General features: G+C 71.1%; 19 protein-coding genes and 1 tRNA gene. 13 read left to right on the top strand and 7 right to left on the bottom strand.

Annotated features, from left to right (window positions below):
- Window positions 1–57: 57 nt before the first annotated feature.
- From Q7L65_RS06110 to Q7L65_RS06100, 3 genes are all read right to left on the bottom strand, one after another.
- Window positions 58–1002: a DUF559 domain-containing protein gene (locus tag Q7L65_RS06110; RefSeq protein ID WP_304719449.1), complete on the bottom strand. Its 945-nt coding sequence runs from the start codon at window positions 1000–1002 to the stop codon at window positions 58–60.
- A 93-nt stretch (window positions 1003–1095) separates the two neighbouring features.
- Window positions 1096–1350, bottom strand: coding sequence for a hypothetical protein (locus Q7L65_RS06105; RefSeq protein ID WP_304719448.1), 255 nt, complete (start codon window positions 1348–1350; stop codon window positions 1096–1098).
- Between the two features lie 46 nt (window positions 1351–1396).
- Complete coding sequence (locus Q7L65_RS06100; RefSeq protein ID WP_304719446.1) at window positions 1397–1627, bottom strand: hypothetical protein; 231 nt, start codon at window positions 1625–1627, stop codon at window positions 1397–1399.
- 124 nt (window positions 1628–1751) lie between these two features.
- On the opposite strand from Q7L65_RS06100, the gene Q7L65_RS06095 reads away from it, so the two are divergent.
- The 3 genes from Q7L65_RS06095 (at window position 1752) to Q7L65_RS06085 (ending at window position 5722) form a co-directional block, all read left to right on the top strand.
- A complete protein-coding gene (locus Q7L65_RS06095) occupies window positions 1752–2330 on the top strand; it encodes a TetR/AcrR family transcriptional regulator (RefSeq protein ID WP_304719444.1) in 579 nt (192 codons plus the stop codon).
- A 129-nt stretch (window positions 2331–2459) separates the two neighbouring features.
- Window positions 2460–4262: an alkaline phosphatase PhoX gene (locus tag Q7L65_RS06090; RefSeq protein ID WP_304719441.1), complete on the top strand. Its 1803-nt coding sequence runs from the start codon at window positions 2460–2462 to the stop codon at window positions 4260–4262.
- Between the two features lie 38 nt (window positions 4263–4300).
- Complete coding sequence (locus Q7L65_RS06085; RefSeq protein WP_304719439.1) at window positions 4301–5722, top strand: choice-of-anchor D domain-containing protein; 1422 nt, start codon at window positions 4301–4303, stop codon at window positions 5720–5722.
- A 114-nt stretch (window positions 5723–5836) separates the two neighbouring features.
- On the opposite strand, the gene Q7L65_RS06080 is transcribed toward Q7L65_RS06085, so the two are convergent.
- The 3 genes from Q7L65_RS06080 to Q7L65_RS06070 all read right to left on the bottom strand — a co-directional run bounded on the left by Q7L65_RS06080 (window position 5837) and on the right by Q7L65_RS06070 (window position 10345).
- On the bottom strand, window positions 5837–6376 hold the full coding sequence (locus tag Q7L65_RS06080; protein ID WP_304719437.1) for a DUF4232 domain-containing protein: 540 nt from the start codon (window positions 6374–6376) through the stop codon (window positions 5837–5839).
- Window positions 6377–6444: 68 nt separating this feature from the next.
- On the bottom strand, window positions 6445–8703 hold the full coding sequence (locus Q7L65_RS06075) for a glycoside hydrolase family 3 N-terminal domain-containing protein (RefSeq protein WP_304719435.1): 2259 nt from the start codon (window positions 8701–8703) through the stop codon (window positions 6445–6447).
- Window positions 8704–8782: 79 nt separating this feature from the next.
- Complete coding sequence (locus tag Q7L65_RS06070; RefSeq protein WP_304719431.1) at window positions 8783–10345, bottom strand: glycerol-3-phosphate dehydrogenase/oxidase; 1563 nt, start codon at window positions 10343–10345, stop codon at window positions 8783–8785.
- Between the two features lie 106 nt (window positions 10346–10451).
- On the opposite strand from Q7L65_RS06070, the gene Q7L65_RS06065 reads away from it, so the two are divergent.
- The 3 genes from Q7L65_RS06065 to Q7L65_RS06055 all read left to right on the top strand — a co-directional run bounded on the left by Q7L65_RS06065 (window position 10452) and on the right by Q7L65_RS06055 (window position 14242).
- Window positions 10452–10524, top strand: a tRNA-Thr gene (locus tag Q7L65_RS06065).
- A gap of 489 nt (window positions 10525–11013) precedes the next feature.
- Entirely contained in the window at window positions 11014–12030 is a 1017-nt protein-coding gene (locus Q7L65_RS06060; RefSeq protein ID WP_304719429.1) for a hypothetical protein, read from the top strand.
- A gap of 220 nt (window positions 12031–12250) precedes the next feature.
- Window positions 12251–14242 (top strand): M1 family metallopeptidase, encoded by a 1992-nt coding sequence (locus Q7L65_RS06055; protein WP_304719427.1) that lies wholly within the window; start codon window positions 12251–12253, stop codon window positions 14240–14242.
- A gap of 72 nt (window positions 14243–14314) precedes the next feature.
- Here the strand turns inward: Q7L65_RS06055 and Q7L65_RS06050 are convergent, their stop codons facing one another.
- Entirely contained in the window at window positions 14315–15364 is a 1050-nt protein-coding gene (locus Q7L65_RS06050; RefSeq protein ID WP_304719425.1) for a hypothetical protein, read from the bottom strand.
- Between the two features lie 132 nt (window positions 15365–15496).
- Between Q7L65_RS06050 and Q7L65_RS06045 the strand changes: the two genes are divergently transcribed.
- From Q7L65_RS06045 to Q7L65_RS06015, 7 genes are all read left to right on the top strand, one after another.
- A complete protein-coding gene (locus tag Q7L65_RS06045) occupies window positions 15497–16315 on the top strand; it encodes an SDR family NAD(P)-dependent oxidoreductase (protein ID WP_304719423.1) in 819 nt (272 codons plus the stop codon).
- A gap of 314 nt (window positions 16316–16629) precedes the next feature.
- The gene (locus Q7L65_RS06040; protein ID WP_304719421.1) at window positions 16630–17697 is read left to right on the top strand and encodes an ABC transporter permease; all 1068 of its coding nucleotides are present in this window, start codon (window positions 16630–16632) and stop codon (window positions 17695–17697) included.
- A gap of 22 nt (window positions 17698–17719) precedes the next feature.
- On the top strand, window positions 17720–18799 hold the full coding sequence (locus tag Q7L65_RS06035; RefSeq protein WP_304719420.1) for a substrate-binding domain-containing protein: 1080 nt from the start codon (window positions 17720–17722) through the stop codon (window positions 18797–18799).
- 90 nt (window positions 18800–18889) lie between these two features.
- Window positions 18890–20407, top strand: coding sequence for a sugar ABC transporter ATP-binding protein (locus Q7L65_RS06030; RefSeq protein ID WP_304719418.1), 1518 nt, complete (start codon window positions 18890–18892; stop codon window positions 20405–20407).
- Complete coding sequence (locus Q7L65_RS06025) at window positions 20404–21126, top strand: GntR family transcriptional regulator (protein ID WP_304719416.1); 723 nt, start codon at window positions 20404–20406, stop codon at window positions 21124–21126. The genes Q7L65_RS06030 and Q7L65_RS06025 overlap by 4 nt, the downstream gene beginning before the upstream one ends.
- On the top strand, window positions 21123–21902 hold the full coding sequence (locus tag Q7L65_RS06020) for an SDR family NAD(P)-dependent oxidoreductase (protein WP_304719414.1): 780 nt from the start codon (window positions 21123–21125) through the stop codon (window positions 21900–21902). Before Q7L65_RS06025 ends, Q7L65_RS06020 begins: the two co-directional genes overlap by 4 nt.
- Before the next feature lie 16 nt (window positions 21903–21918).
- Complete coding sequence (locus Q7L65_RS06015) at window positions 21919–26079, top strand: hypothetical protein (RefSeq protein ID WP_304719412.1); 4161 nt, start codon at window positions 21919–21921, stop codon at window positions 26077–26079.

Here is a 26079-nt window from a genome sequence, read left to right as displayed (position 1 = left end):
GCGCACCGAGGACCGACAGTTTGCTGCTGTACAGCAGCAGTAATCCTTCGGTCCTCGTCAGTGGAGCACCCCGCGCAGTTCGTCCGCGGTGCGCCGCGGGGCTCCGACGACGTCGCGCCAGCGGTAGCGGACGACGTGCCAGCCGGCGGCCCGCAGCGCGCGTTCCTTGACGGCGTCCTGCCGTCGTGCGGCAGGGGTGTCGTGGAATCTGCTGTCGAGTTCGACGATGAGACGTTGCGGGCGCCAGCATGCGTCGACTTCCCATCTGCCGATGTGGACGTTGTGCTCGGCTCGGGGGAGTGCGTGATCGATCAGCAGCTCTCTGAAGCGGTGTTCCAGTTCGGAGCGCAGCAGATCCGGGCCGAGGTGGCGCTCGAGCGTGGCGACGATCATGCCGCGGCCGCGGCCCCGCCGTCCGCGCAACCGGCCCGTCGCTGCGAGCACGTCGTCGAGGTCGAGCATGCCGAGCACGTCGGCCTCGTTGATGGCGCGCGCCAGCGGACGGGGCCCGAGCAGCTCGGCAAGATCCACGAGGGTGCGCGAGACCGTTGTGACCGGGATCCCCGCGCGTGCGGTGACGTCGGCGTCGGGGAGCAGTTGGCGGCGGTGCACTTCGATCCGATGCGTGCTGACCCGGTTCGCTGCGGTAGCGACGTCGACACGTCTGCCGCGCTCGCCTCGCAGGCCGTGCAAGGCCGCGGCGCTGCGGTGGCTCAAGACGGCGCCGGGTCCGGCGGCCAGCACCGCTGCCAGCCATTCACCCTGTCGCGTCAGACGGGCATGGCCGACGGCGTAGACGCCGCGGTGGAGTTTGAGCAGTCGCCGACGGTCGAGGCGAACGGCCACCATCGAAGGTGTGACCCCGAGCGCGTCGAGCTGCCGCCTGGCCACAACACCATGCTGGCGATCCGCCAGCTTTGCGATGTCTCGATCGATAGGACCGACAGTTTGCTGCTGTACAGCAGCAGTAATCCTTCGGTCCTCAAGGGGGAGTGGCGGCATGCTCCGAGCGTGCCAGGAAAACTGTGCCGTGTGGCGCGCGGGCTGTGCCGAATCGGCGCCGAGAGCGCGGCACGATCACACGCCGCGCCGCCCCTACCGCCCGTACCCCTCCGGCCAGCGCCCGTGCTCGTCGTAGTACTCGCGCGCTCTCTCTTCGTCAGCGCGCTCGTTGTTGGACTTGATGCTGAGGCGGAAGAGCAGGTTGAGCATCAGGACGATGACGGCGGTGCCGATCAGCATCACGCCGAGGCCGCCCCACTTCTCCGACTGCGTCTCCAGCAGCCAGACGCCGACCGCGGTCAACAGCAGCGGCAGGCCATAGCGGACGGCGGGGACGAGGACTCGCATCGCACCGTCCAGGATGTCACGACCGCGCGCGAGCGGTCACGACAGGTCAGACCGGAGCGTCCTCGGTCAGCTCGTAGAGGTCGATGCCGAGCCGGCGGATCCGCTTCAGCGTGACCGCGCGCTCCAGCGCGCGGCCGAAGTGGGAGTCGGCGTGCCAGTAGTCGGCACCGGCCAGCGTCGCGACCCGCTGGACGGGCATCACGCCGTACCGGCGCAGGATCTGAACGATCTCCTCGATCTCGGCATCCAGCCGAGGTGAGCGAGCTTCTAGAGGCACGGGCGCGATCTTCCCGCGCCGCGCACGTCAGCGCAAGTGACTCGTGGGAACTCTCAGAAATCGCGTTCACCCGCGCGCGGGTGAAAGGGACCGGCGGCACGGCTGACCTGATACCACTCTGCGCGTGTCACAACGGACGGTTGAGGACGACGCCCTGCTCGACGCCGCGCGCGCGTGCGTGCTCGCGGTCGGTGTGCGCCGCACGACGGTGACGGACATCGCGCGGCGGGCCGGCGTCAGCCGGATGACGCTCTACCGCCGCCACCCCGACGTGACCTCGCTGATCCAGGCGCTGATGACGCGCGAGTTCTCCGCGATCATCGGCGACGTCAACCGCACCGCGGCGACGCTCACGAGCGCGCGCGAGCGGCTCGTCGAGGGTGCGGTGCTCGGCGCCGACCGGCTCACCCGCAACCCGCTCTTCCTGCGCATCGTCGACGTCGACCCGGAGCTGCTGCTGCCGTACGTCACGACGCGCCTGGGCAGCTTCCAGCATCTCGTCGTCGACGCGTTCGAGGCGCAGGTGCGCGACGGCGTCGCGGACGGGTCGATCGTCGCGTCGGATCCGCCGATCGTCGCCCGCTCGATCGAGCTGGCGCTGCGCGGCTTCGTGCTGCAAACGCTTGCGGAGGGCGCCGAGGCTGCGCGTGAGCCGGAGCTGGCGGAGCTGCGCCGGCTGCTGGATCGCTATCTCTCACCGTGACTGAACGGCGCACCGATTAGCAGGCGAGGGTCCGCCACGGGCGCCCTCAATTCTTGTTCACAGGGATTCCTCACCCGCTTCACTCGCGAGTAACAGTGCACTAGGTCGCGCCACGTTTGATAGCGGTCTATGACTGCTATTCGTCGACGAGACTTCCTGGCCGGCGGCGTCGCCGCTGCCGGCGTGCTCGCGCTCGGCCCGTCCTTCTGGCGCGGCGCGCTCGCTGCCCCCGCGACCGTCGGCGACGGCCCCTACGGCCCGCTGCAGGCGCCCGACGCCAACGGGCTGATGCTGCCGCAGGGCTTCAGATCGCGCGAGCTGGCGCGCGGCAGAGCGCCGGTCCCCAACACCTCCTACACCTGGCATCCGGCGTCTGACGGCCAGGCGACGTTCGCCCAGGCCGACGGCAGTTGGGTGCTCGTGTCCAACTCCGAGAGCGTGCCGGGCGGCGCATCGGCGCTGCACTTCGACAGACAGGGCAACGTCAGCGCCGCCTACCGGATCTGCGAGGGCACCTCGTCCAACTGCGCCGGCGGCCGCACGCCGTGGGGTACGTGGCTGACATGCGAGGAGTTCGGCGGCGGCCAGGTGTGGGAGTGCGATCCGCTCGGCCTCAGAGACGCCGTCGTGCGCCCCGCGATGGGCACGTTCAGTCATGAGGCGGTCGCGGTCGACCCCGTCCAGAGACGCCTCTATATGACCGAGGACGAGGGCGAGGGCTGCTTCTACCGCTTCACGCCCACCACCTACCCGGACCTCACCAGCGGCCTGCTGGAGGTCGCGGTGCTCAGCAGCGGCACAAACCGTGTCAGCTGGCGCGAGGTCCCGGATCCGCTCGGCGTGACTGTCAGCACGCGCAGACAGGTCGCGACCGCGACGAAGTTCGACGGCGGCGAGGGGATCTGGTTCGACGAGGGCTTCGTCTACTTCACGACCAAGGGCGACCACACGCTGTGGGCGTACGACACGGTCAGAAGAACGCTCGAGAAGCTCTATGACCCGGCGACCAGCGGCAACGGCGACTTCCTGCACGGGCCGGACAACCTCACCGTCGCGCGCTCGGGCGACGTGTTCGTCTGCGAGGACAACGGCGACGACGAGTTCGACATCGTGATGGTGACGCCCGAGCGCGTGATCTCTCCGGTCGTACGCGCCTCGTCGGTCTCCGGCATCCATGAGGGCTCCGAGTTCGCGGGCGTGATCTTCTCCCCCGACGGCGAACGGATGTACTTCTCCTCGCAGCGCGGCCAAGGCGGCGACGGCGTCGTCTACGAGGTGACTGGCCCGTTCCGGCCCGCCCGCGAAGTGCCCGAGGATCCCGATCAGGATCAGGGCGAGGAGGAGCCCGGTGGCGAGGAGCCGGGCGGCGAGCATCCCGCCGGCCAGCAGCCGGCGGCGCCGCAGCCGCCGGCCGAGCCCGCGCCGCGCGCCCCGCGGCCTCCGCGCGTGCCGAACCCGCGCCCCGGCGTCGTGACCGTCGAGGACGTCGACGCGCCCGGCCTGAGACTGGCGGCGGCACGTTCCCGCGTCACGCTCGCGAGCCTGCGCAGCGTCGGCCTGCTCGTGACCGCGCAGGTCGACGAGGCGGCGACGCTGACCGCCATCCTGCGGACGTCCCAGCTGGCGACGAGACCGGGCCAGCGCGGCTCGGAGGACCGCCCCGTCGACGTGACGCTCGCGCGGGCGACGGCGTCGGCGCAGCCCGGCAGACGCCAGCTGCGGCTGAAGCTGTCGGCGAAGGAGGCGAAGCGGGTCGAGAGCGCGCTCGCGAGGCTGCGCCGTCGCGGCGCCGCCCCGCAGTTGCGCGCGCGCCTGTCGGTGCAGGCGAAGGACGCCGCCGGCAACGTGCGGATCGCGACGCGCGCCGTCGTGATCACCCAGGCCGTCGCGCACAAGCAGCGCGCAGGCGTCAAGCGCGGACGGGCGATCTGATGCCCGCGCGCACCCCCTCCCACGACAGGACCTTCTCCATGCGACGACTCATCGGCCTGCTCGCGGCGACATGCGCGCTGCTGCTTGCGACGGCGCCCGGCGCGCTGGCCGCCTTCACGCCCGGCCCCGTGCAGTTCTCGCTCTCCGGCTTCGCGCTGCAGTTGAGAGACGACGACCTCGCCTCGGCGCTGCCGGGCGTGCCGTGGAGCGGCACGATCGACGCCGCCGGCAACCTCGACTTCCCGGGCTCGGGCTTCGCGCTGCCGACGATCCCGGTCGCCGACATCGGCGCCAACGTCACGATCGGCGCGACCGAGGACATGGTCGGCAGACTCGACGAGACGACCGGCGAGGTGACGCTGACGGGCGACTTCCACATCGTGCTCAGATTCACGACCCCGACGGTCGCGACGTGCGAGATCCTGCTGCCCGACTACCGCTACACGACCGACGGCGTCGTGCTCGGCAGCGCGCTGGATCCGATCCCGGTGACGGGCGCGCCGCGCGACCTGCTGACCGGCTCGATGGCGATCGCCGCCGGCGACCCCAGAGCCACGATCACCGGCGGCGACTTCTGCACCCAGGCCGGCATGCTGCTCGGCGTCCCGGGCCCGATCGGCCTCAGATTCGCCGGCAGACTGGCGCTGCCGGCCTCTCCGGTGGTTCCGGGCGCGCCGTTCCTGTTCGCGCCCAAGCCGCAGTTCGCGAACCAGACCGCGCAGACGATCGGCCCGGCGCGGACCGTCACGGTCACCAACCACGGCGATCAGCCGCTCGACGTCGACGACCTGTGGGTCGAGGGCGCGCAGGCGGACGACTTCATCGTCACGACGCAGACCTGCACGCGCGCGGACGTCGCGCCGGCCGCGAGTTGCACCGTGTCGATCCGCTTCGCGCCGTCGGCGGCGCTGGCGACCAGCACCGCGCAGCTCGTGCTGCACGCGAACACGACGGCCGGCGAGCACCGGGTCGGGCTGGCCGGCACCAGCACCGGCGCCCCGATCGGTGAGCCGGGCGAGCCGGGTGAGGAGGGGCCGGCGGGCGCCGACGGCGAGAGAGGCGCGAGAGGCGCCAGAGGCGCGACCGGTGCGACCGGCGCCACCGGCGACGCAGGCGCACCCGGCGCCCCTGGCCTGCCCGGGCTCCCCGGCTTGACCGGCTACGACGGCTACGACGGCCTCGACGGCGCGCGCGGACCCGTCGGTCCGGCTGGTCCGGTGGGCCCGCAAGGCGTGGAAGGCCAGCGCGGCGCCCGCGGCCCGGCCGGCAGATCGGCTCCGAGCGCGAGAGCGCGCAAGACGGCGGCGGCGAAGAAGAAGGCTGCCGCGGCGAAGCAGAAGCGTGCGGCTGTGGCGACGGCGAAGCGCAAGCGCGCCGCGGCCGCGAAGCGGAAGCGCGCGCTCGCGGCGAAGAAGCGCGCCGCGGCGGCGAAGGGGCACGCCGCCGTCAAGCGCAGCTGAGCATGCGCGAGCGGTCGCGGCGGACGCACCCGCCGCGACCGCTCGCTCCGTGACGCGGCGGCCGCCGCAGGCCACAAGGCCGCCGGCGGCGGGCGCCGGTCCGACCGACGCTCGCTACGGCTTGATCATCGGGCGCACGGTGATCGTGCCGCGCTCGCAGACGGGGCCCATCCGCCAGGGCAGCACGAGGTGCTGGAAGTCGTTGGGCGGGGTGATCTCGATTCGCGCGGGCGTGATCTCGCAGGGGCCCTTGGTCGGCTCGCCTCTGCCGGCGATCGCGCCCCAGCGCCAGGCCGACTCCGCGCTCTCGCCCGGCTTCAGCACGACCGTCTTGGGCGTGCGGCTTCTGTCGCGCACGATCTGCGTCGGCAGCTCGGCGTTCGTCTTGCCGAGCAGCTGCGCGCCCGGGTAGTTGAACACGCTGCAGCTCTTGCGCGTGTGGTTGGTCAGCACGAGGTTGACGAAGCGGCTGCCGGCGCCGGCAGAGGGCTTCTTGAACTCGCCCAGCAGCTTGGCGGTGGTGCAGCGCGGCGTCGCGGCGGTGGCGCTCGGGGCGGCGACCGCGGTGAGGCAGGCGGCGGTGGTCGCCGCGGCGGCGAGCAGGCTCGCCGCGCGGCGCCCGCGCCGCAGGGGAAGGAGGGTCAGTCGGGGCATGTCTCAGAGCTTTCCCCGGCCGACCGTTCCTTCCTGCCTGCGGCGTGCCCCTCAGCGGCTCAGCTGACTCATCCCGTCACGGTGAAGCTCCCCTGCAGCCCGCCGACGGAGCTGGTCGAGACCCAGACGGTGAAGGCGCCGGGCTCGACGACTTCTCTGCCGCTGTTGTCGATCAGCGACAGGTCGTCGTGGTCGAGTCTGAACGTCACCTGTCTGGACTGGCCGGCCGCCAGCGGCACGCGCTCGAAGCCGCGCAGCGATCTGACCGGACGGGTGACACTCGCGACTCTGTCGCGCACGTACAGCTGCACGACCTCGTCACCGGCGACGCGACCAGTGTTGCGCACCGTCGCCGTCACGGTGACCTCGCCGTCGGGCGCGATCGAATTCGGCGTCACCGTGAGTCCGCTCAACGCGAATCTCGTGTACGAGAGGCCGAAGCCGAACGGGTACTGCGGCGTGTTGTCGACGTCGAGGTACTTCGACGTGTACTTGTTGGCCGGATCGAACGGACGGCCCGTCGGCTTCTCGTCGTAGTGCAGCGGGATCTGGCCGACGTTGCGCGGGAACGACATCGGCAGCTTGCCGCCCGGGTTGACTCTGCCCAGCAGCACGTCCGCGACGGCGTTGCCGGCCTCGGTGCCGGGGTACCAGGCTTCGAGGATCGCGGGCGCGTGTCTGGCCGCCCAGTCGAGCGTCAGCGGACGGCCGTTCATCAGCACGACGACGTACGGCTTGCCGGTCGCGGCGATCGCTCTCAACAACTGCAGCTGTCTGCCCGGCAGGTCCAGTTGGCTGCGCGAGGAGGCCTCGCCGCTCCAGTCCCACGGCTCGCCGAGCACGACGACCGCGGCCTGCGAGGAGCGCACGGCGGCGACCGCGTTGCCGAAGCCGCCGCTGCTTCTGCAGACGGCGTCGCAGCCCTGTGCGTAGCGCACGCCGCGTCTGCCGAGCACCTGCTCGAAGCCCTCGCGGACGGTGACGACGTCGTCCTCCTTGCCGTCGCCGATCCAGGTGCCCATCATGTCGAGCTTCGAATCGGCCAGCGGGCCGACGACCGCGAGCTTGTTCAGCTTGCGCGACAGCGGCAGCGCGCCGCCGTCGTTCTTCAGCAGCACCATCGAGCGCCCGGCGATCCTTCGCGCTTCCCGCCGATGCTCCGGGTCGCTCAATACAGCGGCTTCTCTGGAGGCGTCGACGTACGGTCTGTCGAACAGCCCGAGGCGGTACTTCAGCCGCAGCACGTGGCGCACGGCGTCGTCGATCGTCGCCTCCGAAAGCCGTCCGTCGGCGACCAGTCTGGCGCCGTTCTCGGCGAGCGTTCTGCTGACCATCTCGATGTCGGTGCCGGCGTTGACCGCCAGCTGCGCGGCGTCGGCGTCGTCGGCCGCTATGCCGTGGTTGATCAGCTCTCTGAACGCGGTGTAGTCGGACACGACGGCGCCGTCGAAGCCCCACTCGTCGCGCAGCACGTCTCTCAACACGAACGGGTTCGCGGTCGCGGGCGTGCCGTTGAGATCGTTGAACGACGTCATGAACGAGGCGACGCCGGCGTCGACGGCCGCTCTGAACGGCGGGAAGTACGTCTCGCGCAGGCGGCGCTCGGAGATGTCGGTCGTGTTGTAGTCGCGGCCGGCCTCGGCGGCGCCGTAGCCGACCCAGTGCTTCGCGGTCGCGGCGACGCGGTCGGGTCTGGAGTAGTCGTCGCCCTGGAAGCCGCGCACGCGCGCGGCGGAGAAGACGGAGCCGAGGTAGACGTCCTCGCCGGCGCCTTCGACGACGCGGCCCCAGCGCGGGTCGCGCGCGATGTCGACCATCGGCGCGAAGGTCCAGTGCACGCCGGCCGCGCGCGCCTCCTGCGCGGCGATCGCGGCCGAGCTCTCGGCGGCGGCGGGATCCCAGCTGCTGGCCTCGCCGAGCGGGACCGGGAAGACGGTGCGGTAGCCGTGGATCACGTCGAAGCCGAACAGCAGCGGGATTCTCAGCGACGACTCCTCGAGCGCCACTCTCTGCGCCGCGTTGGTGGGGACGGCGCCGCGGCCGTTCAGCGTCGAGCCGAGCCGTCCCTCGCGCACGAGCTGCAGCTGGTCGTCTCTCAGTCTTCCCGTCGGGAAGTCGGCGTCGAGCTGCTGCAGCTGCCCGAGCTTCTGTTCGAGCGTCATTCTCGACAGCCAGCCGTCGATCTTCGCCTCGACGTCGGTGCTTGGGTCCTGCGCGATCGCGGGCGGCGAGGTGCCGCGCGGCATCAGCAGCAGGACGAGCGCCAGCAGGGCCGCGAGAGCGGCGGCCAGCGCGATCCGTACGACGAACGGTACGGGTCTGGACATAGGGCTCTCCTCCGGGGGTTTGCTCCGGTCCCTTGAGGTGCCTGCCCGCTCCAGACGCGGCCAAACGGGAGGCTGTGGCTCAGACCAGCGCCTGCTCGGCGGCGGCGAGCGCGGCGTCGCGCCGGCTCGCCACGAAGCCGAGGCGGGTGCGGCGGTCGAGCAGGTCCGCGGCCGTCAGCGCCAGCTCGTGCTCGACGGCGAAGCGCAGCTCCGCGCGCGAGACGGGCACGTCCGGCGCGATCGGGGCGAGCAGCTCTGGGTCGCTGTGCGCGAGCGCGGCGACGCGGCTCGCCTCGGCGCCGTAGCGGCGCACCAGCGGAGGCGGCAGCTCGCCGGCGGTGGGCGCGTCGGCGGGCGCGACGGCGCCGACGAGCGGCAGCCTGCGGGTGGTGCATGGACGTGCGTCCACATCGGGGCGGGCGACGACCGCGTCGACCGCGTCCTGCGCCATCCGTCGCGCGGTCGTCAGCTTGCCGCCGACGACCGTCACGATGCGGTCGTGCTCCAGCACGGCGTGGCGACGAGACAGGTCGGCGGTCGCCTCGTCGTCGGCGCTCGACAGCAGCGGGCGCAGGCCGGCGTAGCGGCCGACCACGTCGGCGGGCGTGAGCGGACGCTGCAGCACGCGGCTCACGTTCTCCAGCAGGAACGCCTGCTCGGCGTCGGAGACCTCCGGCACGTCGGGGATCTCGCCCCCGTCGTACGGCTCGTCGGTGATCCCGATCATCACGAGGCCGTCGCCGCGAGGGACCGCGAAGACGAAGCGCGAGCCGCCGCTGTCGGGGATCGGCGCGCTGACGCCGGCGCGCGGGTCGCCCAGCAGCCCGGCGCGCACGAGCAGGTGCGAGCCCTTGCTCGGCCGCAGCTCGACGCCGCCGGTGAGCCCGCCGGCCCACACGCCGGTCGCGTTGACGACGTTGCGGGCGCGCAGCTGATGGTGTTCGCCGCTGCGCTCGTCGACGACGACGGCGCCGTCGCGCGTCAGCTCCTGCGCGCTTGTGTAGGTGAGGATGCGCGCGCCGTGGGCGGCGGCGGTGCGAGCGATCGCGAGCACGAGACGCGCGTCGTCCTCGATCTGACCGTCCCAGTGCAGCAGCGCGCCGCGCATGCCGCGGTCGGTCAGGCCGGGCGCCAGGCGCCGCGCCTCCTCGGTCGAGATGCGGCGCATCGGCGGCAGCCGGCGGCGGTTCGTGCCGGCGGCGGCGCGCATGCGGTCGCCGATGCGGATGCCGGTCTCCAGCTTCGCGCCGGCCGCGCGCGAAACCTGGTCGCCGAGCGGGATGATGAACGGCAGCGCGCGGATCAGATGGGGAGCGTTGACGTCCATCAGCGTCGCGCGCTCCGAGGCGGACTCCCACGCGATCCCGAACTCGAGGTGGGCGAGGTAGCGCAGCCCGCCGTGTGCGAGCTTGCTGCTCCAGCCGCTGGTCCCGCTGGCGAGGTCGCCGCGCTCGATCAGCGCCACGTCGAGCCCGCGCGCGGCGGCGTCGAGCGCCGTCCACGCGCCCGTGACGCCGCCCCCGACGACGAGCAGGTCGACGACCGCGCCGCCCGCGAGCGTCTCCAGCTCAGCGGCCCGCCGACCCGCGTTGAGCGAGCTGGACCCGTGCGTCTCCCGCACGCTGGTGCGACGAAGTGACACCACGAGTCCAACTGTAACATCGCTGTCGCCCGCGCGCGAGGCTTCGTCGCAACTCCTGGTCGGCTAGGATGTCCGTCCCGGCGGCCCCGCGTCGCCCGGGGGGTTCGCCGACGTAGCTCAGCTGGTAGAGCACTTCACTCGTAATGAAGGGGTCCCCGGTTCGAATCCGGGCGTCGGCTTCTCGCAGCGGCGGTGGATTCAGGGGTTCGGGGCTCCTGCATGACGGTCTTCTTGGACGTTGTGTTGGTCAAGGGCCGTCGGGCGCGCCGGCAGGATCACGGCGCGAGGCTGTCGCCGGCATCATCGAGCCGTGGATCGGGCCGGCTGCCGGTAGCCCAGAACGCACGAACGCCCCGGCGGTGCCGGGGCGCTCGTGTTGCAGAAGATCGGCATCGTGCGGCGTTGCACCCCCGCCCGTTCCGACACGCTCTGTATCGGTCGGACGAGAGACCGGGGTGAGGTGCGCCATCGATGTCGGCGCGCCGCAATGGTCGAGAAACGACGAGATGCCTCGGAGTAAGCCCAGGGCGTCGACCGCGGGTGGCCGAAGGCGCCCGCGAGGAGAGGTCTTGTTGCTGACCCGCTGGCTCAGGGTGTCGTGGCGCGTCGCCGATACCGACCCTTTCGGGCATTTGCGGTCGAAGGGGTCTTTGATGGTTGGTCGTGTGGTGCAGCACGTGCGAACGCACGTGATCGGGTATCTGGCGCTGTTCGTGGCGCTTGGTGGGACGTCGGTCGCTGCGACCGCGGCGGTCAGAGCGGGCTCGCAGCGAGCGGTGGTGCAGGCATGCGTGACGGAGGCGTACGGGACGTTGAACCTCGCGGGGCCTGGTGGGAGATGTCCGAGCGGGCAGCGGCTGATCGCGTGGAACGAGAAGGGGCAGCCGGGTCCGGCAGGGCCGCGCGGCGCGACAGGTCCGAGAGGGGCGCGAGGCGCGCAGGGACCTGCCGGCGCGCCCTCGACCACCCCGGGTCCCGCCGGACCCGCCGGACCGATCGGGCCGGCGGGACCGGCCGGCCCGGCGGGCGCCGACGGCGCGCCCGGCGCAAGAGGCGACGCCGGCCGGCAGGGCGAGCCCGGCCCGCAAGGACCGCAGGGCGAGAGAGGCGAGCAAGGCGACAGAGGCGAGCAAGGCCTGCAAGGCGACGAAGGCGTGCAAGGCCCTCCCGGAACAGACGCCACGATCAACGGTGTCGCCGCGGGTGGCGCGCTCACCGGCACCTACCCCAACCCATCGATCGCGCCCGGCTCGATCGACACGTCCAGCTTCGCGACCGGCGCGACAGCACCAAACGCCAGCGAGTTCCGAGGCCTCACCCCTGCCGCGTTCGTCCAAGGCGGCGGACAGATGCGCCTGAGATCGGCAACCACGAGATACGGCGCTTCCTTCAACGTTCCCGGTGGACAGGCCAACCTGACCTGCGTCCCGACCGCCGATCCGCACTCGATTCTCCAGTTCCAGAACGTTGACCCCGCGGCGGCAATGGATGTCTGGCAGGACGACTCCGACGACGGTGTCTCCTACAGCACGCTGCCCTACGGGGGCATCATCAGCCCAACGACCAGCACGACCCGTCGCACGACATTCACCGTCTCACAGGGCGACGCTACGACGACGGTCGTGGTGTGGCAGGCCTGGACGGGCAGCGAGTGCAAGTACAGCGTCGCCTACTGGACCACCTAGCCCACAATGACAAAGCGCCTCCGAAAGCACCGCGCATGCGGGAATTCTGTTGTTCTGGGCGCTGCAAACGACGGCGTGTCTTTGGCCGCTTGGTAAGGGTGCGGGCGGCAATTGTGGACGAGATCGCTGGACGCGCGGGCTTGGGGAATGGCATCGTTCGCCGATCGCGTCCAGCTGGGGGACAGGCTCGCGGCGGCGCGATGCGCAAGAAAGGCCCCGCATGAACGATGGATCCCGGAAGGTCCGGGCGCGGCGCGCTGCGGCAGCGACCGTTTGTCTCCTCGCCGCCGGACTCGCGCCCGCGAGCGCGATCGCGGCGAGACCGCAGGCGAAGCGCTCGACGCCCAAGCTGACCGTCACGTCGATCAGCGCCTCGGCGACTTCGCTCAAAGGCAGACAGCGCTTCACGATCCGCGGCAAGGTCGCCAACAGAGGCGGCGCCGCCAGTCCGGCGCAGCTCGAGCTGACGCTGCGCGGCAACGTCAATCCGGTCAAGGTGTTCTCGCTCGGTGGTGTGAGACTCGCCACGGTCAAGGCGCATTCGTCGCGCTCGTTCTCCGCGTCGGTGACGGCTCCCGTGCTGAAGCGCGCCGTTCCCGGAGGCTTTCGCGCGCGCGTCTGCGTGCGCACGCATCGCGGCGCTCCGCGCGTGATCTGCGAACGCGCCGGCAGACGTGTCTTCATCGAGGGACCCAAGCCGAAGCCTGTCCCGCCGAAGCCGCCGGCTCCGCCCGCGCCGCCCGCGCCTCCGGTCGACCCGACGGTCTACACGTCGGGCGCGCGCACGCTGAACGACTCGCTCTTCCCGACGATCGGCAACGGCGGCTACGACGCCGAGCACTACGACCTCGACATCAGCTACCCCAACCCGATCACGAGAGTCATGCTCGGCACTGCGACGATCACCGCGATCGCGACGCAGAACCTGAAGGACTTCAGCTTCGACTTCCAGTCGAAGGCGGTCAACGAGGTGACGGTCGACGGCAGACCCGCGACGTTCGCATTCGACTACGTCGACTCGAAGCTGATCGTCACCCCGAGCAGCGGCATCAGAACGGGCACGACCTTCACCGTGAAGGTCGTCTACGGCGGCCCGACGTCGCCGGTGATCGATCCTGACGGCTCCTCCGAGGGCTGGATCGCCAGCGCTACCGTGGGCGCCACCGCGCTCGGCGAGCCGATCGGCGCGCAGGGCTGGTTCCCGAACAACAACGTGCCGACGGACAAGGCGACCTACGACATCTCCGTGACGCCGCCGGCCGGCTTCCAGGCCGTCTCCAACGGCGTGCTCGACGCGACCATCGCACACGACGACGGCACCTCCACCTACGAATGGAGCTCGGCGGAGCCGATGGCGTCGTACCTCGCGACGATCTCGATCGCCAGATTCGACACGACGGGATCGGACTTCTCCAACCCCGATCGCCCTCTGTACGTGTACGTCGATGGCGGCTTCACGACCAACAGAGCGAGAATGATCGCCGACCAGCAGCGAGTGCCTTCGATCCTCGACTACTACGCCGGCTACTACGGCGTGCCGTATCCGTTCGGAGCGGCCGGCGGCATCGTCCCGCGCCTCAGCGTCGGCTACGCGCTCGAGACGCAGACGAAGCCGACCTACGCGACCGCGTCGACGGCGACCGGCAGAGCGCCCGGCATCACGACCGTCGCGCACGAAAACGCCCACCAGTGGTTCGGCGACTTCGTGACGCTCGCGCAATGGAAGGACATCTGGCTCAACGAGGGCATCACCGAGTTCTCGTCATGGCTGTGGGACGTCTACGCGAACGGCAGCAGAGACACGATGGCGGATCGCTTCTCCGAGATCTACGACGACCCGTTCGACGGGCCGGACACGACGTTCTGGAGCATCGCGCCGGCCAACCCACCGACCGCGGCGGACATCTTCGACACGGACGCGATGTACGACCGCGGCGCGACGACGATGACGGCGATCCGCGAGATCTTCCTCGCCACGCCGTCGCTCGGCGAGGATGGCTTCAGGGCGATGATGAGAAAGTGGCTGACCAGCCACGCCTACGGCAACGTCACCACGGAGGAGTTCGTCGCGCTCGTCAAGGCGACCGACCCGACCCGCGCGACGCGCTGGGACGAGTTCCTCACCCAGTGGCTGTACACCCCCTACGAGGGCGACCCGTCGGTGCCCGGTAACAAGCCGAGCATCACGCCGGCGAACTTCGACACCCCGTAAGGGGCAGCGAAGCCTGACAGAGCGGGGCTGGTGTGCATTTTCGCACCGGCCCCGTCGTCGTTCCGGGGCGGTTCAGATCGCTTCCCAGCCGACCGCGAAGGCGGTCTCGACGGTCTCGCCCGGCTGCAGGGTCGAGACTGCGCCGGCGGCGAGGGCGTCGGGGGTGGAACGGCCTGGGATCGTCGAGAACTCGAGCGCGAACGTGTCGGCGCCGCCCCAGAACGGGTAGCCGCCGCCGGCACGCAGGTTCTGCCACAGCAGCAGGTGCGGGAAGCGCTCGCGGTCGACCTCGATCCGCAGTGCGCGGCCGTGTTCGCCCGCGCCCGGAGCGGTGATCCGCAGCGTGTTGCTCGCGCGCGTGAGGCAGGCGTGGTCGTGGCGGCCGTCGGGGGTGACGGGGACCGCGGCGAGGTCGATCGTGGCGGCGAGGCCGACGGTGGCGGAGGGAGGAGCGTCGCCGGCCGCGCCCGCCGGGGCGCCGCTGCTCGCGTCCGCTGAGCTGTCGCTGCTCTTGCGCGCCCGCGCGTGCGGCCATTGGAACAGGCCGGGGGCGAGGGTCGCGTGTGCGGGGTCGAACCATGGGTCCGGGACCTCCGCGGAGGCGGCGCTCAGTTCGATCCGGCCGCCCGCGAACGTCGCGCGCGCGAAGCAGGGGTGGTGGCCCCACGTGTAGGGAGCGGGTTCGGCACCGGTGTTCTCGATCCGCTCGCAGACGCGCAGCGTCGCGCCGTCGAGCGTGAGCCGCCGCACCAGCGTCAGCGGTCGGCGCACGCACGCGACGCGCGCCTCGACATGCTGCGCCCCCGCGTCGAGGACCTCCCACGGCAGCCGCACGACCTCGCCGTGCAGCAGCGACGTCGGATCCCCGGGCTGCGTGTACCCGACCTCGGGGAACATCTCGAACCAGCCGCCGGCGAAGACGTCGAGGAATCCCGCTTCCGACGCGACGCCGGCCGGTCCGAGCACGCGGGTGCATGGCGCAGGGTCGTGGTTCGGGCGCTGCCAGAGCGCCTCCGCACCGCTCGCGCGATCGACCAGCGAGGCGATCGAGAAGCCCTGCGCCGGCGTGCAGCGCACGCGCACGGCGGCGGATTCGAGCGTGATGTCGGCAGGGGAGGTCATCGGCGACCGGCGTCCGCGCTGCTTGACGCGGCCGGCGCGTAGCCTCTACGGTCGCGGAGACTTTGTCAACAGAAAACGAATACGAAGATCGACGCGCGCGCTCGCCGCGCGAGGGGAGCAGACGATGGACCGATGTGGAAGCGGCGTGACGAGCAGCGCGCGGGCGAGCGCATGAGCGCGCAGCGAGCGAGCATCGTGACCGGCGCCGCGTCGGGGATCGGCCGGGCGGCGGCGCTCGCGCTTGCGGCACAGGGCGATGCGGTGCTCGTCGCTGACGTCGACGGTCCGGGCGCGGAGCGGACCGCTGGCGAGATCGAAGAGGCCGGCGGACGGGCGCTGGCGCGGGCGGTCGACGTCGCGTCAAGCGCCGACTGCGAAGCGGCGGTCGCCGCCGCGACCGCGCTCGGGGAGTTGCGCGCGCTCGTCAACGTCGCCGGGATCGCGGTCGCGCCCGATTCCGTCGAGCACGTCTCCGACGCCGACCTCGAGCGCCTGCTGGCGGTCAACCTCGGCTCGGTCTTTCGGCTCGCCCGTCATGCGATCCCGCTGCTGCGGGCCGCGGGCGGCGGGACGATCGTCAACACCGCCTCGGTCCACGCCTACGCGACGATGACCGACAACGCGGCCTACGCCGCCTCGAAGGGTGCGCTCGTCGCGCTCACCCGGCAGATGGCGCTCGACCTCGCGCCCGACGGGATCCGCGCGGTCTGCGTGGCGCCCGGCTCCGTCGACACGCCGCTGACACGCCGCGAGCTGGAGCGGCGCGGCCTGTCCGCCGCGGAGGCCGGCTTCGACGACTCGGACGTCGCCGGTCGCGGGACGGCGATCGGCCGGATCGCGGCGCCGCAGGAGATCGCCGACGTGATCGCGTGGCTGACGACCCCCGCTGCCGCCGTCGTCAACGGCACGACGGTCGTCGCTGACGCGGGCCTGCTCGCGCGGTTGGTATGAGGGCGCCGGACGGCCCCGTCCGATTTCCACCACCGAAGGACTGCTGCCGTAGAGCGGTAGTAATCCTTCGGTCCTCCACCGGTATCGCGGGAGCGGGCGGCTGGGGCGGGGCGGGTCGCGGCCGGCTCGTCGGCCTGGTCCGAAAATCGCCCTTGACAGGCTCGCCGTCCTCGGTATACGGTCTTCGTAAATTGTTTACCGTTTTCGTTTTCCGGAACTGACCGGAGAGGACGGAAGCGGTAGAGAGTCGGACGAGAGCGCGCCGCGGTCGCACACGGCGAGCACCTCGTCCGAAACCCGAGGAGAGAGACGACGTGAACCTGTTGCAGCGCGACCGGCTGGGCGCCTCCGTGCCCGCAGCCGTCGCGGCGGAGGCCGAGGCCGGTGCCGAGGCGGTCGCCGCCCCGCCCGCCGCCCCCAATCGGCTGCGCCGAGCGCTCGCGGTCAGCGAGGCCGGTGTGATCGCCGCGCTCGCCGGACTCGTGCTGGTCTTCTGGCTGCTCGAGCCGGCCTTCCTGTCGGGCACCAACGTGCGCTCGATGCTGACGGCGGTCTCGTTCGTCGGGATCATCGCGATCGGCCAGACGCTGCTGCTCGTCGCCGGCGAGTTCGACCTCTCGGTCGGCTCCGTCGCCGGTCTGTCGGCGATCGTCAGCGCCTGGCTGATGACGAAGGGCAATCTGCCGGTCCCGCTCGGGATCCTCGGCGGGCTGGCGACCGGCGCGCTCGTCGGCTTCGTCAACGGCATCCTCGTCGTCGGCGTCGGGATCCCCGCGTTCATCGCGACGCTCGGGATGCTGTACGCCGCCAGAGGCTTCATCTACGTCATCACCAACGGCTACCCGATCTATCCCCTGCCGAGAGCGATCGGCGAGATCGGCAGCGCCGACGTGCTCTTCGGGCTGGGCTGGTCGTTCGTGCTGCTGGTCGTGCTGGCGGTGATCGCGGACGTGGTCCTGCGGCGCACCACCACCGGCCGCAACCTGTACGCGACCGGCGGCAACGCGGAGGTCGCGCGGCTGGTGGGCATCTCCACCGGGCGCGTGAAGATCGCCTGCTTCATGGTCGTCGGCGCGCTGTCGGCGGTCGCCGGCATGCTCGTGCTCGCCGACGGCGCCAGCGGCACCCCGGCGATCGGCACCGGCTGGGAGCTGACCGTGATCGCCGGCGTGGTGATCGGCGGGGTCAGCCTGTTCGGCGGCGTCGGCACGGTCGCCGCCGGAATCGTTGGCATGTTGCTGTTGCAGGTCGTGCAGAGCGGCCTCGTCGTCGTGGGCGTCAACCCCAACTGGCAGACGGTCGCGGTCGGACTGATCATGGTCCTGGCCGTCGGCGTCGACATCGCACGGCGGCGCGTCTCGCTCGCCGGCGGCACTTCGTAGCAATCCCCTGGAGAGGAGAGAGATGGACACGTTCACCCCGAGCGGGCGGCGCCCCCTGCGCCTGCTCATGCTCGCCGCCCTCGCGCTCGTCGCGCTGACGTTCGCCGCGTGCGGATCGAGCAGCAGCGACGACGACAGCAGCAGTGACGGCGCTACCACGCAGGCCGCCAGCAGCGAAAGCGGCACCGAGACGACCGCGGCCGACAGCGGCGGCGGTGACAAGGGCAAGCTGCTGTGGGTTCAGCCGCTGCGCAACAACCCCGTCCACCGCATCATGCAGGGCGGCTTCCTGAGCGAGTGCAAGAGACTCGGGTACGAGTGCGAGATCGTCGGCTCTGAGCAGCTCGACATGCCCTCGACCGCGCCGCTGGCCGACGCCGTCCTCAGCAAGGGCGGGATCAGAGCGATCGGCGTCTACGCCTACGACCCGTCGACGTACCCCTTCATCGCGAGATGGGGCAAGGACTACCCGATCGTCTCCTGGCACATCCCCGTCAGAGAGGGTGAGGCGCCCGGCCTGAAGGCCGTCACCGGCACGACCCCGACCGATTACGCGAGAGAGTCCGCGACGGCGATCGGCAGAGAGATCGGCTGCAGAGGCACCGTCGCTGTCACCGAGGGATCGTTCAACACGGTCGAGAACCTCGTCGCGAGAACGTTCACCGACCAGATGAAGTCCGACTGCCCGGACGTGAAGGTGCTCGATCCGCAGGAGGAGGGCTTCGACGTGCCCGCCGCGAAGGCGAAGGCGGTCTCGATCCTGCAGGCCAACCCCGACACGGTCGCGGCCTTCTCGACGACCGGCGGCGGCCCCGTCACCTGGGCCGGCGCGGCCGACCAGGCCGGCAAGAGACTGACGATCATCGGGATGGACTACGTCCGCCAGAACCTCGATCTCGTCAGAGACGGCAAGGTCTTCGCCGTCGTCGGCCAGCCGCTGTTCGAGGAGGGCGCGAAGACCGCGGACCTGCTCGGCGAGCTGGCCGAGGGCAAGACCGTCTCGTACGAGAACCCGCTCCCGGCCACGATCATCACGAGAGATCAGGTCGCGAGATTCGAAGGGCTGCTCGACGAGGCCGACGCGGCCACGAAGGGCCTCTAGGGACCCACCGACCGGCATCCGCGGAGGGCGCTCGCGCGCCGCAGCACGGCGCACTCCGGCGCCCTCCGTCCGCCGACCCCTGTGAATCACATGACCTACGTGCTCGAAACTGAACGGCTCGGCAAGCGCTTCGCCGGTGTGCCCGCCCTCAGCGACGTCGACTTCCGCCTGCACCCGGGCGAGGTGCACGCGCTGATCGGCCACAACGGCGCCGGCAAGTCGACGCTCGTGAAGATCCTCACCGGCGTGCACCCGGCCGGCAGCTACACGGGAGCGCTCCAGCTCGACGGCGCCGTCGTGGAGTTCTCCTCGCCCGCCGCCGCGCGCGAGCAGGGCGTCGCCTACGTGCCGCAGGAGATCCAGGTCGTCGAGCAGTTGAGCGTCGCCGAGAACCTCTACGTCGGCCAGACCGGCCTCGACACCGCGCCGCGCGTCTCCTTCCGCGAGCTGCGCCGCCGCGCGGGTGAATTGTTGAGCCGGCTGGAGATCCCGCTCGACCCGCGCGCGCCCGTCGCCGCGCTGAGCGCGACGCAGCGCCAGCTGGTGATGATCGCCCGCGCGCTGACGACCGACCCGCGCGTGCTGATCCTCGACGAGCCGACCGCGTCGCTCGCCGGCACCGAGACCGACCGCCTCTTCACCGTGCTGGACCGCCTGCGCGAGGCCGGCACGACGATGGTCTTCATCACGCACCGCATCCCCGAGGTGATGCGCATGTGCGATCGCGCGACGGTATTGCGCGACGGGCGCAAGGTCGCGGAGCTGGAGCGCAGTGAATTCAGCGAACGCGGGATCGTCGCCGCGATGGTCGGCCGCGAGGTCGACCACCTCTATCCGACCCGCAGCAGCGTTCACGGTGACGAGGAGGTGCTGCGCCTGGAGGGCGTCGGCGTGCCGCACCCCACGCGCCCGCGCGACGTCCTGCGCGACGTCGACTTCGTCGCCCGCAGAGGCGAGATCGTCGGGATCGCCGGCGTCGTCGGCGCAGGGCGCACCGAGCTGCTGTCGGCGATCTACGGCGCGCTGCCGCACAGCGGCACGATCGCCGTCGAGGGCAGGCCGCTGAAGCTGCGCACGCCCGCCGACGCGCGCCGTGCCGGCATCGCGATGCTGACCGAGGACCGCAAGGGCAGCGGGCTGCTGTTCAACTTCGCGCTGCGCGAGAACATCACCGCCGGCAACCTCGGCGGCCTTGCGCGCGGCGGCTGGGTCGACCGCCGCGGCGAGCAGAAGGCGGCGCTCGGCTTCATGAGGTCGCTGCAGATCAAGGCGCCGTCGGCCAGCTCCGACGTCGCGCACCTGAGCGGCGGCAACCAGCAGAAGATCCTGCTCGCGCGCGTGCTGATGAACGCGCCGAAGATCATGCTGCTGGACGAGCCGACCAAGGGCGTCGACGTCGAGACGCGGCAGGAGATCTACCGCCTGATCCTCGACCTCGCCGACAGAGGCGTGACGCTGCTGGTGGTCTCCTCCGAGATCGCCGAGCTGGTCGGCCTCTGCGACCGCTGCCTCGTGCTCGCCGACGGCTCGATCGTCGACGAGTTCAGACGCGGCGAGGGCAGCGAGGCGCGCGTGATCGAGGCGACGACGACGGCGGTGACCGCATGAGCCCGCTCGCGTCGCGGCTGGACAGCGTCGGGCCGTCGCTCGTCAACGGCCAGCACACGACCAAGCTCGGCCGCTCGATCTACTCCGGCTGGGTCGCCGGGGTGCTGCGCGAGGCGATCATCGACGGCACGCTCGCCTCGGGCACGCCGCTGGTGGAGGCGCGCGTCGCCGACGAGCTGGCGGTCAGCCGCGGCCCGGTCCGCAGCGCGCTGCAGGTGCTCGAGGGCGAGGGGCTCGTGCGCACGCTGCCCAACGGCCGCACGAGCGTCGTCGGCTTCGGCGCCGAGGACCTGCGCGACCTCTTCCGCGTCCGCTTCGAGCTGGAGAGCACCGCGATCCGCTGGGGCGCGGAGCGCTCCGCCCCGATAGCGCCGCTGTCCGCCGCGCTCGACGCCTTCGAGGTCGAGGGCGCGACGACGCCGCGGCTGGTGGAGCTGGACATCGCGCTGCATCGCGCGCTGGTGGAGCGCAGCGGCAGCCGCTTCCTCGTCGAGGCGTGGAAGGCCGTCGCGCCCGTGATCCAGACCGTCATCGCGATCGGCAACAGGCGTCTCGCCGCGGTCGATCCCGCGACCCACTTCCGCCGCATCGTCGCGTCGCACGAGCCGCTGATCGCCGCGATCGGCGCCGCGCATCCCGAGGAGGCGGTGGCGATGTTGAGAGACCAGTTCGAGTTGACCGCGTCGATGTTCGGCGACGGGCAGGGGGAGGACGCATGATCGCCGAGACGATGACCGCGACGCTGGCGGGCACGACGCCGCTGCTGGCCGGCCGGACCGTGATCCTGACCGGTGCGGGAGGCGGGATCGGCCGCGCGATCGCGCACGCGCTGGCGGCCGCCGGCGCGCGCGTCGCGCTGACCGATCTGCGCCAAGAGCCGCTCGACGCGCTGGCGGGGCAGTTGGCGGACGGGCAGATCCTCGCCCGCGCCATCGACGCCTCCGACCCCGCCGCCTTCGCGGCCTTCCACGACGAGACGGCCGCCGCGCTCGGTCCGGTCGACGGGCTCGTCAACTGCGCCGGCACGTTCGAGAAGCGCGCCTTCGACGAGCTGGACGCCGCCGCCTGGGCGCGCTCGCTCACCGCCAACCTGCTGACCACCGTCGCCGGCTGCCAGGCTGTCCTGCCAGGGATGATCGCGCGCGGCTGCGGCGCGGTCGTCAACGTCGCCTCGACCGCGGGCGAGTACGGCTCGATCAGCCCCGCCAGCCACTACGCCGCCGCGAAGGGCGGCGTGATCGGGCTGACGAAGTCGCTCGCGCGCGAGGCCGCGCCGGCGCAGGTGCGCGTCAACGCGGTCAGCCCCGGCCCGGTCGAGACCGACGGCCTGTTGGCGGTCACGCCCGAGCAGAAGGCGATCGCCGGCTCGCGCACGTTGTTCGGCCGCCTCGGTCAGCCGGAGGAGATCGCCGGCGCCTGCATCTTCCTGCTGTGCCCCCTGTCCACCTTCGTCACCGGTCACGTGCTGCGCGTGAACGGCGGCGCGTTGCTGTAGGGAGGGTCCCACCGTCATGTCCCGAATCCCGCGGAGCGCGTTAGCGCTCCCGCTGTCCGTCGCCCTGACGCTCGCCGCGTCGGCGGCCGCGCACGCCGTCACCGTCGGTGACGCCTACGCGACCGCCGGCGCCAACCAGTGCAGTTGGACGATCGGCACCGCCGCCACCGAGAAGGTCCTCTCCTTCAGCGGCGGGACGTTCACGCTCGCCAGCTTCAAGAACAAGCTCGCCTCCCCGGTGCGCGAGTACGTCGACGCCGGGCAGCCCTCCGCGGAGGTCCGCTTCGACTGGGACGGCACGACGATCACGGGCGCGACGCCCGGCTGGTCGTGCGGCTCCGGCAGCGCCGCGAGCAGAACGGTCGGCGGCGAGTCGGCGATTCAGCTCGACGTGACGATCGCTCGCGCCGGCCTCAGCGTCACCAAGCACTACATCGTCTATCCCTCGACGTCCGTCGTGCGCGAGTGGGCGGATTACAGAAACACCGACTCCAGCGCGCACAGACTGACGCGCCCGTCGTTTCTGGAGCAGCACGTGATGGGTGACGAGACGGCCGACACGACGCTGCGCTGGATGAGCGGCGCGCGCTCGACCGCCGGTTCATGGGAGCTGCGCTCCAACCCGCTCTCCAGCACCTACGCGCGCACCTTCGACAGCTTTGACAGCTTCGACTGCCCGGCCAACACCAGCGGCGTGCCGGCGTGGCAGGACATCGCCACCTACAACGCCAGCGGCTACCTCTCGATGAGAGAGTGGCACGACTCCGGCGGCTACGTGTGGCCCGGAGCGCAGCACCCCGGACCCGGCAACGCGACCGCGCGCGCCTGGACGGCGCCGAGAGCCGGCACCGTCGACATCTCCGGCAGAGCGGCGAAGATGAACACGCTCGGCAACGGCGTCGTCGTGAAGATCACGAAGAACGACGTGCCGATCTGGAGCGCCAGAACGATCGCCGGCACGGACACGACCGGCATCGCGACGAACGTCTCCGGCGTCTCGGTCGTCGCCGGCGACGTGATCCGCTTCGAGATCGCCAACAACGGCGACTGGGCCAACGACGCGACCAGCTGGGATCCGACCGTCGCCTACAGCGGCGGCGGCACCTCCTACACGGCGTCGAGCGGCTTCTCCTCGACGCAGGGGGCCAAGCAGTGGCGCTACCAGGACTTCGGCGGCTCCAGCGCCTGCCCGACGACCGGCTGGGCGGAGACCTCCTTCAACTACATCCCGTGGTTCTCGGTCTGGAACCGCACGCACAGAGACGGCGTCGCGATCGGCTTCGACTACTACGGCCGCTGGGCGATGGACGCCGGCAACCAGGCCGGCGGGACCGGCTCGCTGTCGCTCGCGATCCCCAACTACGACGCGTCGCTGGCGGCGGGCGCCTCGATCACTACGCCGAGAGCGTTCACGCACGTCTACGTCGACGACCTCGACGACATGACCAACCGGTTGCTCGACTGGCAGTACAGATACATGTGGGACTACACGCGTGCGCCGTACTTCAACGGCATCCGCATGCTGAGCTACTGGTACACCGGCAGCCAGTGGACCGGATCGTGGGATCAGGCCGGGACGCTGCAGAAGGTGTTCGGCTTCGCGCCCCACCTCACCACGATCGGCGCCGACACCTATCACCGTGACAACGGCTGGTGGGACACGCCCGGCAACTGGGACGGTCCCGACTTCAGACAGTCGATCGACTACCTCGGCAAGTCCGGCGCCAAGCAGTTGACGTACATGATGGCCTACGACGCGAACACGAACTCGCAGGTCTACAGAGACCATCCGGACTGGTTCGTCAACGGCTCGCCCTGCGGGTACGCCGATCGTCTGATCGATCTCACCCAGCCCGGCGCGGAGGCGTGGATGGGCGACCTGCTGATCGGCAAGGCAGCGGCGTGGGGCGACTTCCAGTGGCGCAACGACGCCTGCCCGGTCGCCAACACGCCCGGCTCCCAGCAGCTCGCGCAGGACCAGGCGTTCCGCCGCGTCCAGGCGCGCTTCCTCGACACCCGCACGGGTTCCGCGATCCAGGGCGTCGACTCCGGCGGCCACGACACCTCGTATGAGTTCATGCGGATGGCGTCGGGCTTCTCGATCACCGACCTCGACGGCTTCGCGGCGCAGTACGACGCCTCGCGCCTCTTCCCCGGCGACAAGATGAGCGGGATCCCAGACGCCTGGAACCCCGGCAACTGCTCCGTCGCCTGGAACGCGCTGCTGATGTTCAACCCGGACTTCACCGGTGACACGAACGACCCGGTGAAGCTCGCCTGCATGCGCAAGCTGGTGGAGAAGTACCGCTTCCTGCGCGACAGAGGCCTCGTCGGTCGCTGGATTCACCAGTACCACCCGGAGGCGAGTGACAACGCCAGAAACTGGTACCAGCGTGTCAGCCAGGACGCGACCAAGTCGCTCGTGATCTACAAGGGCGGCGGCTCCGGCGGCGCCGTCACCGTCTACCCGCGCGGCCTCACGCCCGGCACGACCTACGACGTCCGCTACGAGCTGTCGTCGGGCAGTGCATCGCGCACCGGCAGCGACCTGATGGCCAACGGCATCAGACTGCCGTCGATCGCCGCCGGCGAGCTGATCTGGATCGGCCTGCCGAAGCACCCGGGCGGCGGCCAGGACAGAACCGCGCCGTCGAACCCCGCCAACGTGCAGGCGCAGGTCCGCACGAACATGAACTACGCCGGCGTCGAGCTGACGTGGGACGCGGGCGCCGATGACAACTTCGTCAGCGGCTACGAGGTCTCGCTGCTGGGCAGAACGATCGCGACGGTCGCCAAGGGCCGCTACTTCTTCCACACCGGAGCGCTCGCCTCGCCGAACGCGCCGTACGTGGTGAAGACGCTCGACGGCGACGGCAACCTCTCCAGCGGCGCCAGCCCCGGCGGCTTCACCGTCGACACGGTCGCCGCCGAGGACGACGACGGCGCCGTCGTCTACAGCGGCGGCTGGGACCACCAGACCGGCGTCGCCGACGCCTCCGGGCAGACGCTGTCGCGCTCGGCCGGCACCTGCAACGACGCCTGCTCGGGCTTCTCCGGCACGCAGGGGACGAACAACTGGCGCTACCAGGACCTCGTCTCCGGCAGATGGCAGGACATCGCGGGCTACGCCGCGACCGGCGGATACCTCGGGATGAAGGAGTGGCACGACGCCTCGGGCGGCTTCGTCTGGCCCGCCGCCGAGCACCCCGGCGCCTCCAACGACACAGCCCGCACGTGGGTTGCGCCGAGAGCCGGGACGGTCAGCGTCACCAGCCACGTCGCGAAGCTTGTGACCGGCGGCGACGGCGTCGTCGTGAAGATCACCAAGAACGGCGCGACGCTGTGGGGCCCGACCTCGATCGGCGCCGACGACACGACCGGAGTCGACGCGAACGTCGCCTCGATCAGCGTCGCCGCGGGTGACGCGATCCGCTTCGAGGTCAACCGCAACGGCGACTACCAGTACGACGCGACCGCGTGGGATCCGTACGTGCGCTACTCGACCGATCCGCCGCCGCCGGCGGCCTCCAGCGCAACCGCCGCGTGGACGTTCACCGGCAGCCAGGTGACGTACCTCGCCCAGCTCGCGCCGGAGCTCGGCAGAGTCACGGTGAAGATCGACGGCGTCACCGACACGACGCTGGACCTCTACGCGCCGGACACGACCAACTACCAGATCCCCGTCTACGTCAAGACGTTCGGATCGGTCGGCAGACACACGATCAGCATCGAGCCGGCGGGCAGCAGAAACAGCCGCTCGACGGGCCTCGCGGTCACGCTCGACGGCTTCCAGGCGCTCACCAACGCGCCGACGGTCCTCAACGAGACCGACGCCGCGATCGCCTACGGCGGCAGCGGCTGGACGACGGCCGGCGGTGTGAGATCCAGCGCGACCGCGGGCGACACCGCGACGGTCAGATTCACGGGCCGCCGCATCACCTGGGTCGGCAAGCAGTGCGCCGCGTGCGGCAGAGCCGACGTCTCGCTCGACGGCAACCTCGCCGCGCGCGTGGACAGCTACGGCTACCGCGGCCCGACGGTCGATCAGGCCGCGCTGTACCAGGCGACGTTCCCGACCGGCGGCCCGCACACCCTCACGGTGAGAGTGCTCGGCTCGCGCAACTACGACAGCACCGCAAACACGGTGAGCGTGGACGCCTTCCACGTGCGCCCCTGA

It is taken from the genome of Conexibacter sp. CPCC 206217, from assembly GCF_030646165.1.
GTDB lineage: Bacteria > Actinomycetota > Thermoleophilia > Solirubrobacterales > Solirubrobacteraceae > Conexibacter.
This window is presented reverse-complemented; position numbering and strand designations above follow the sequence as displayed.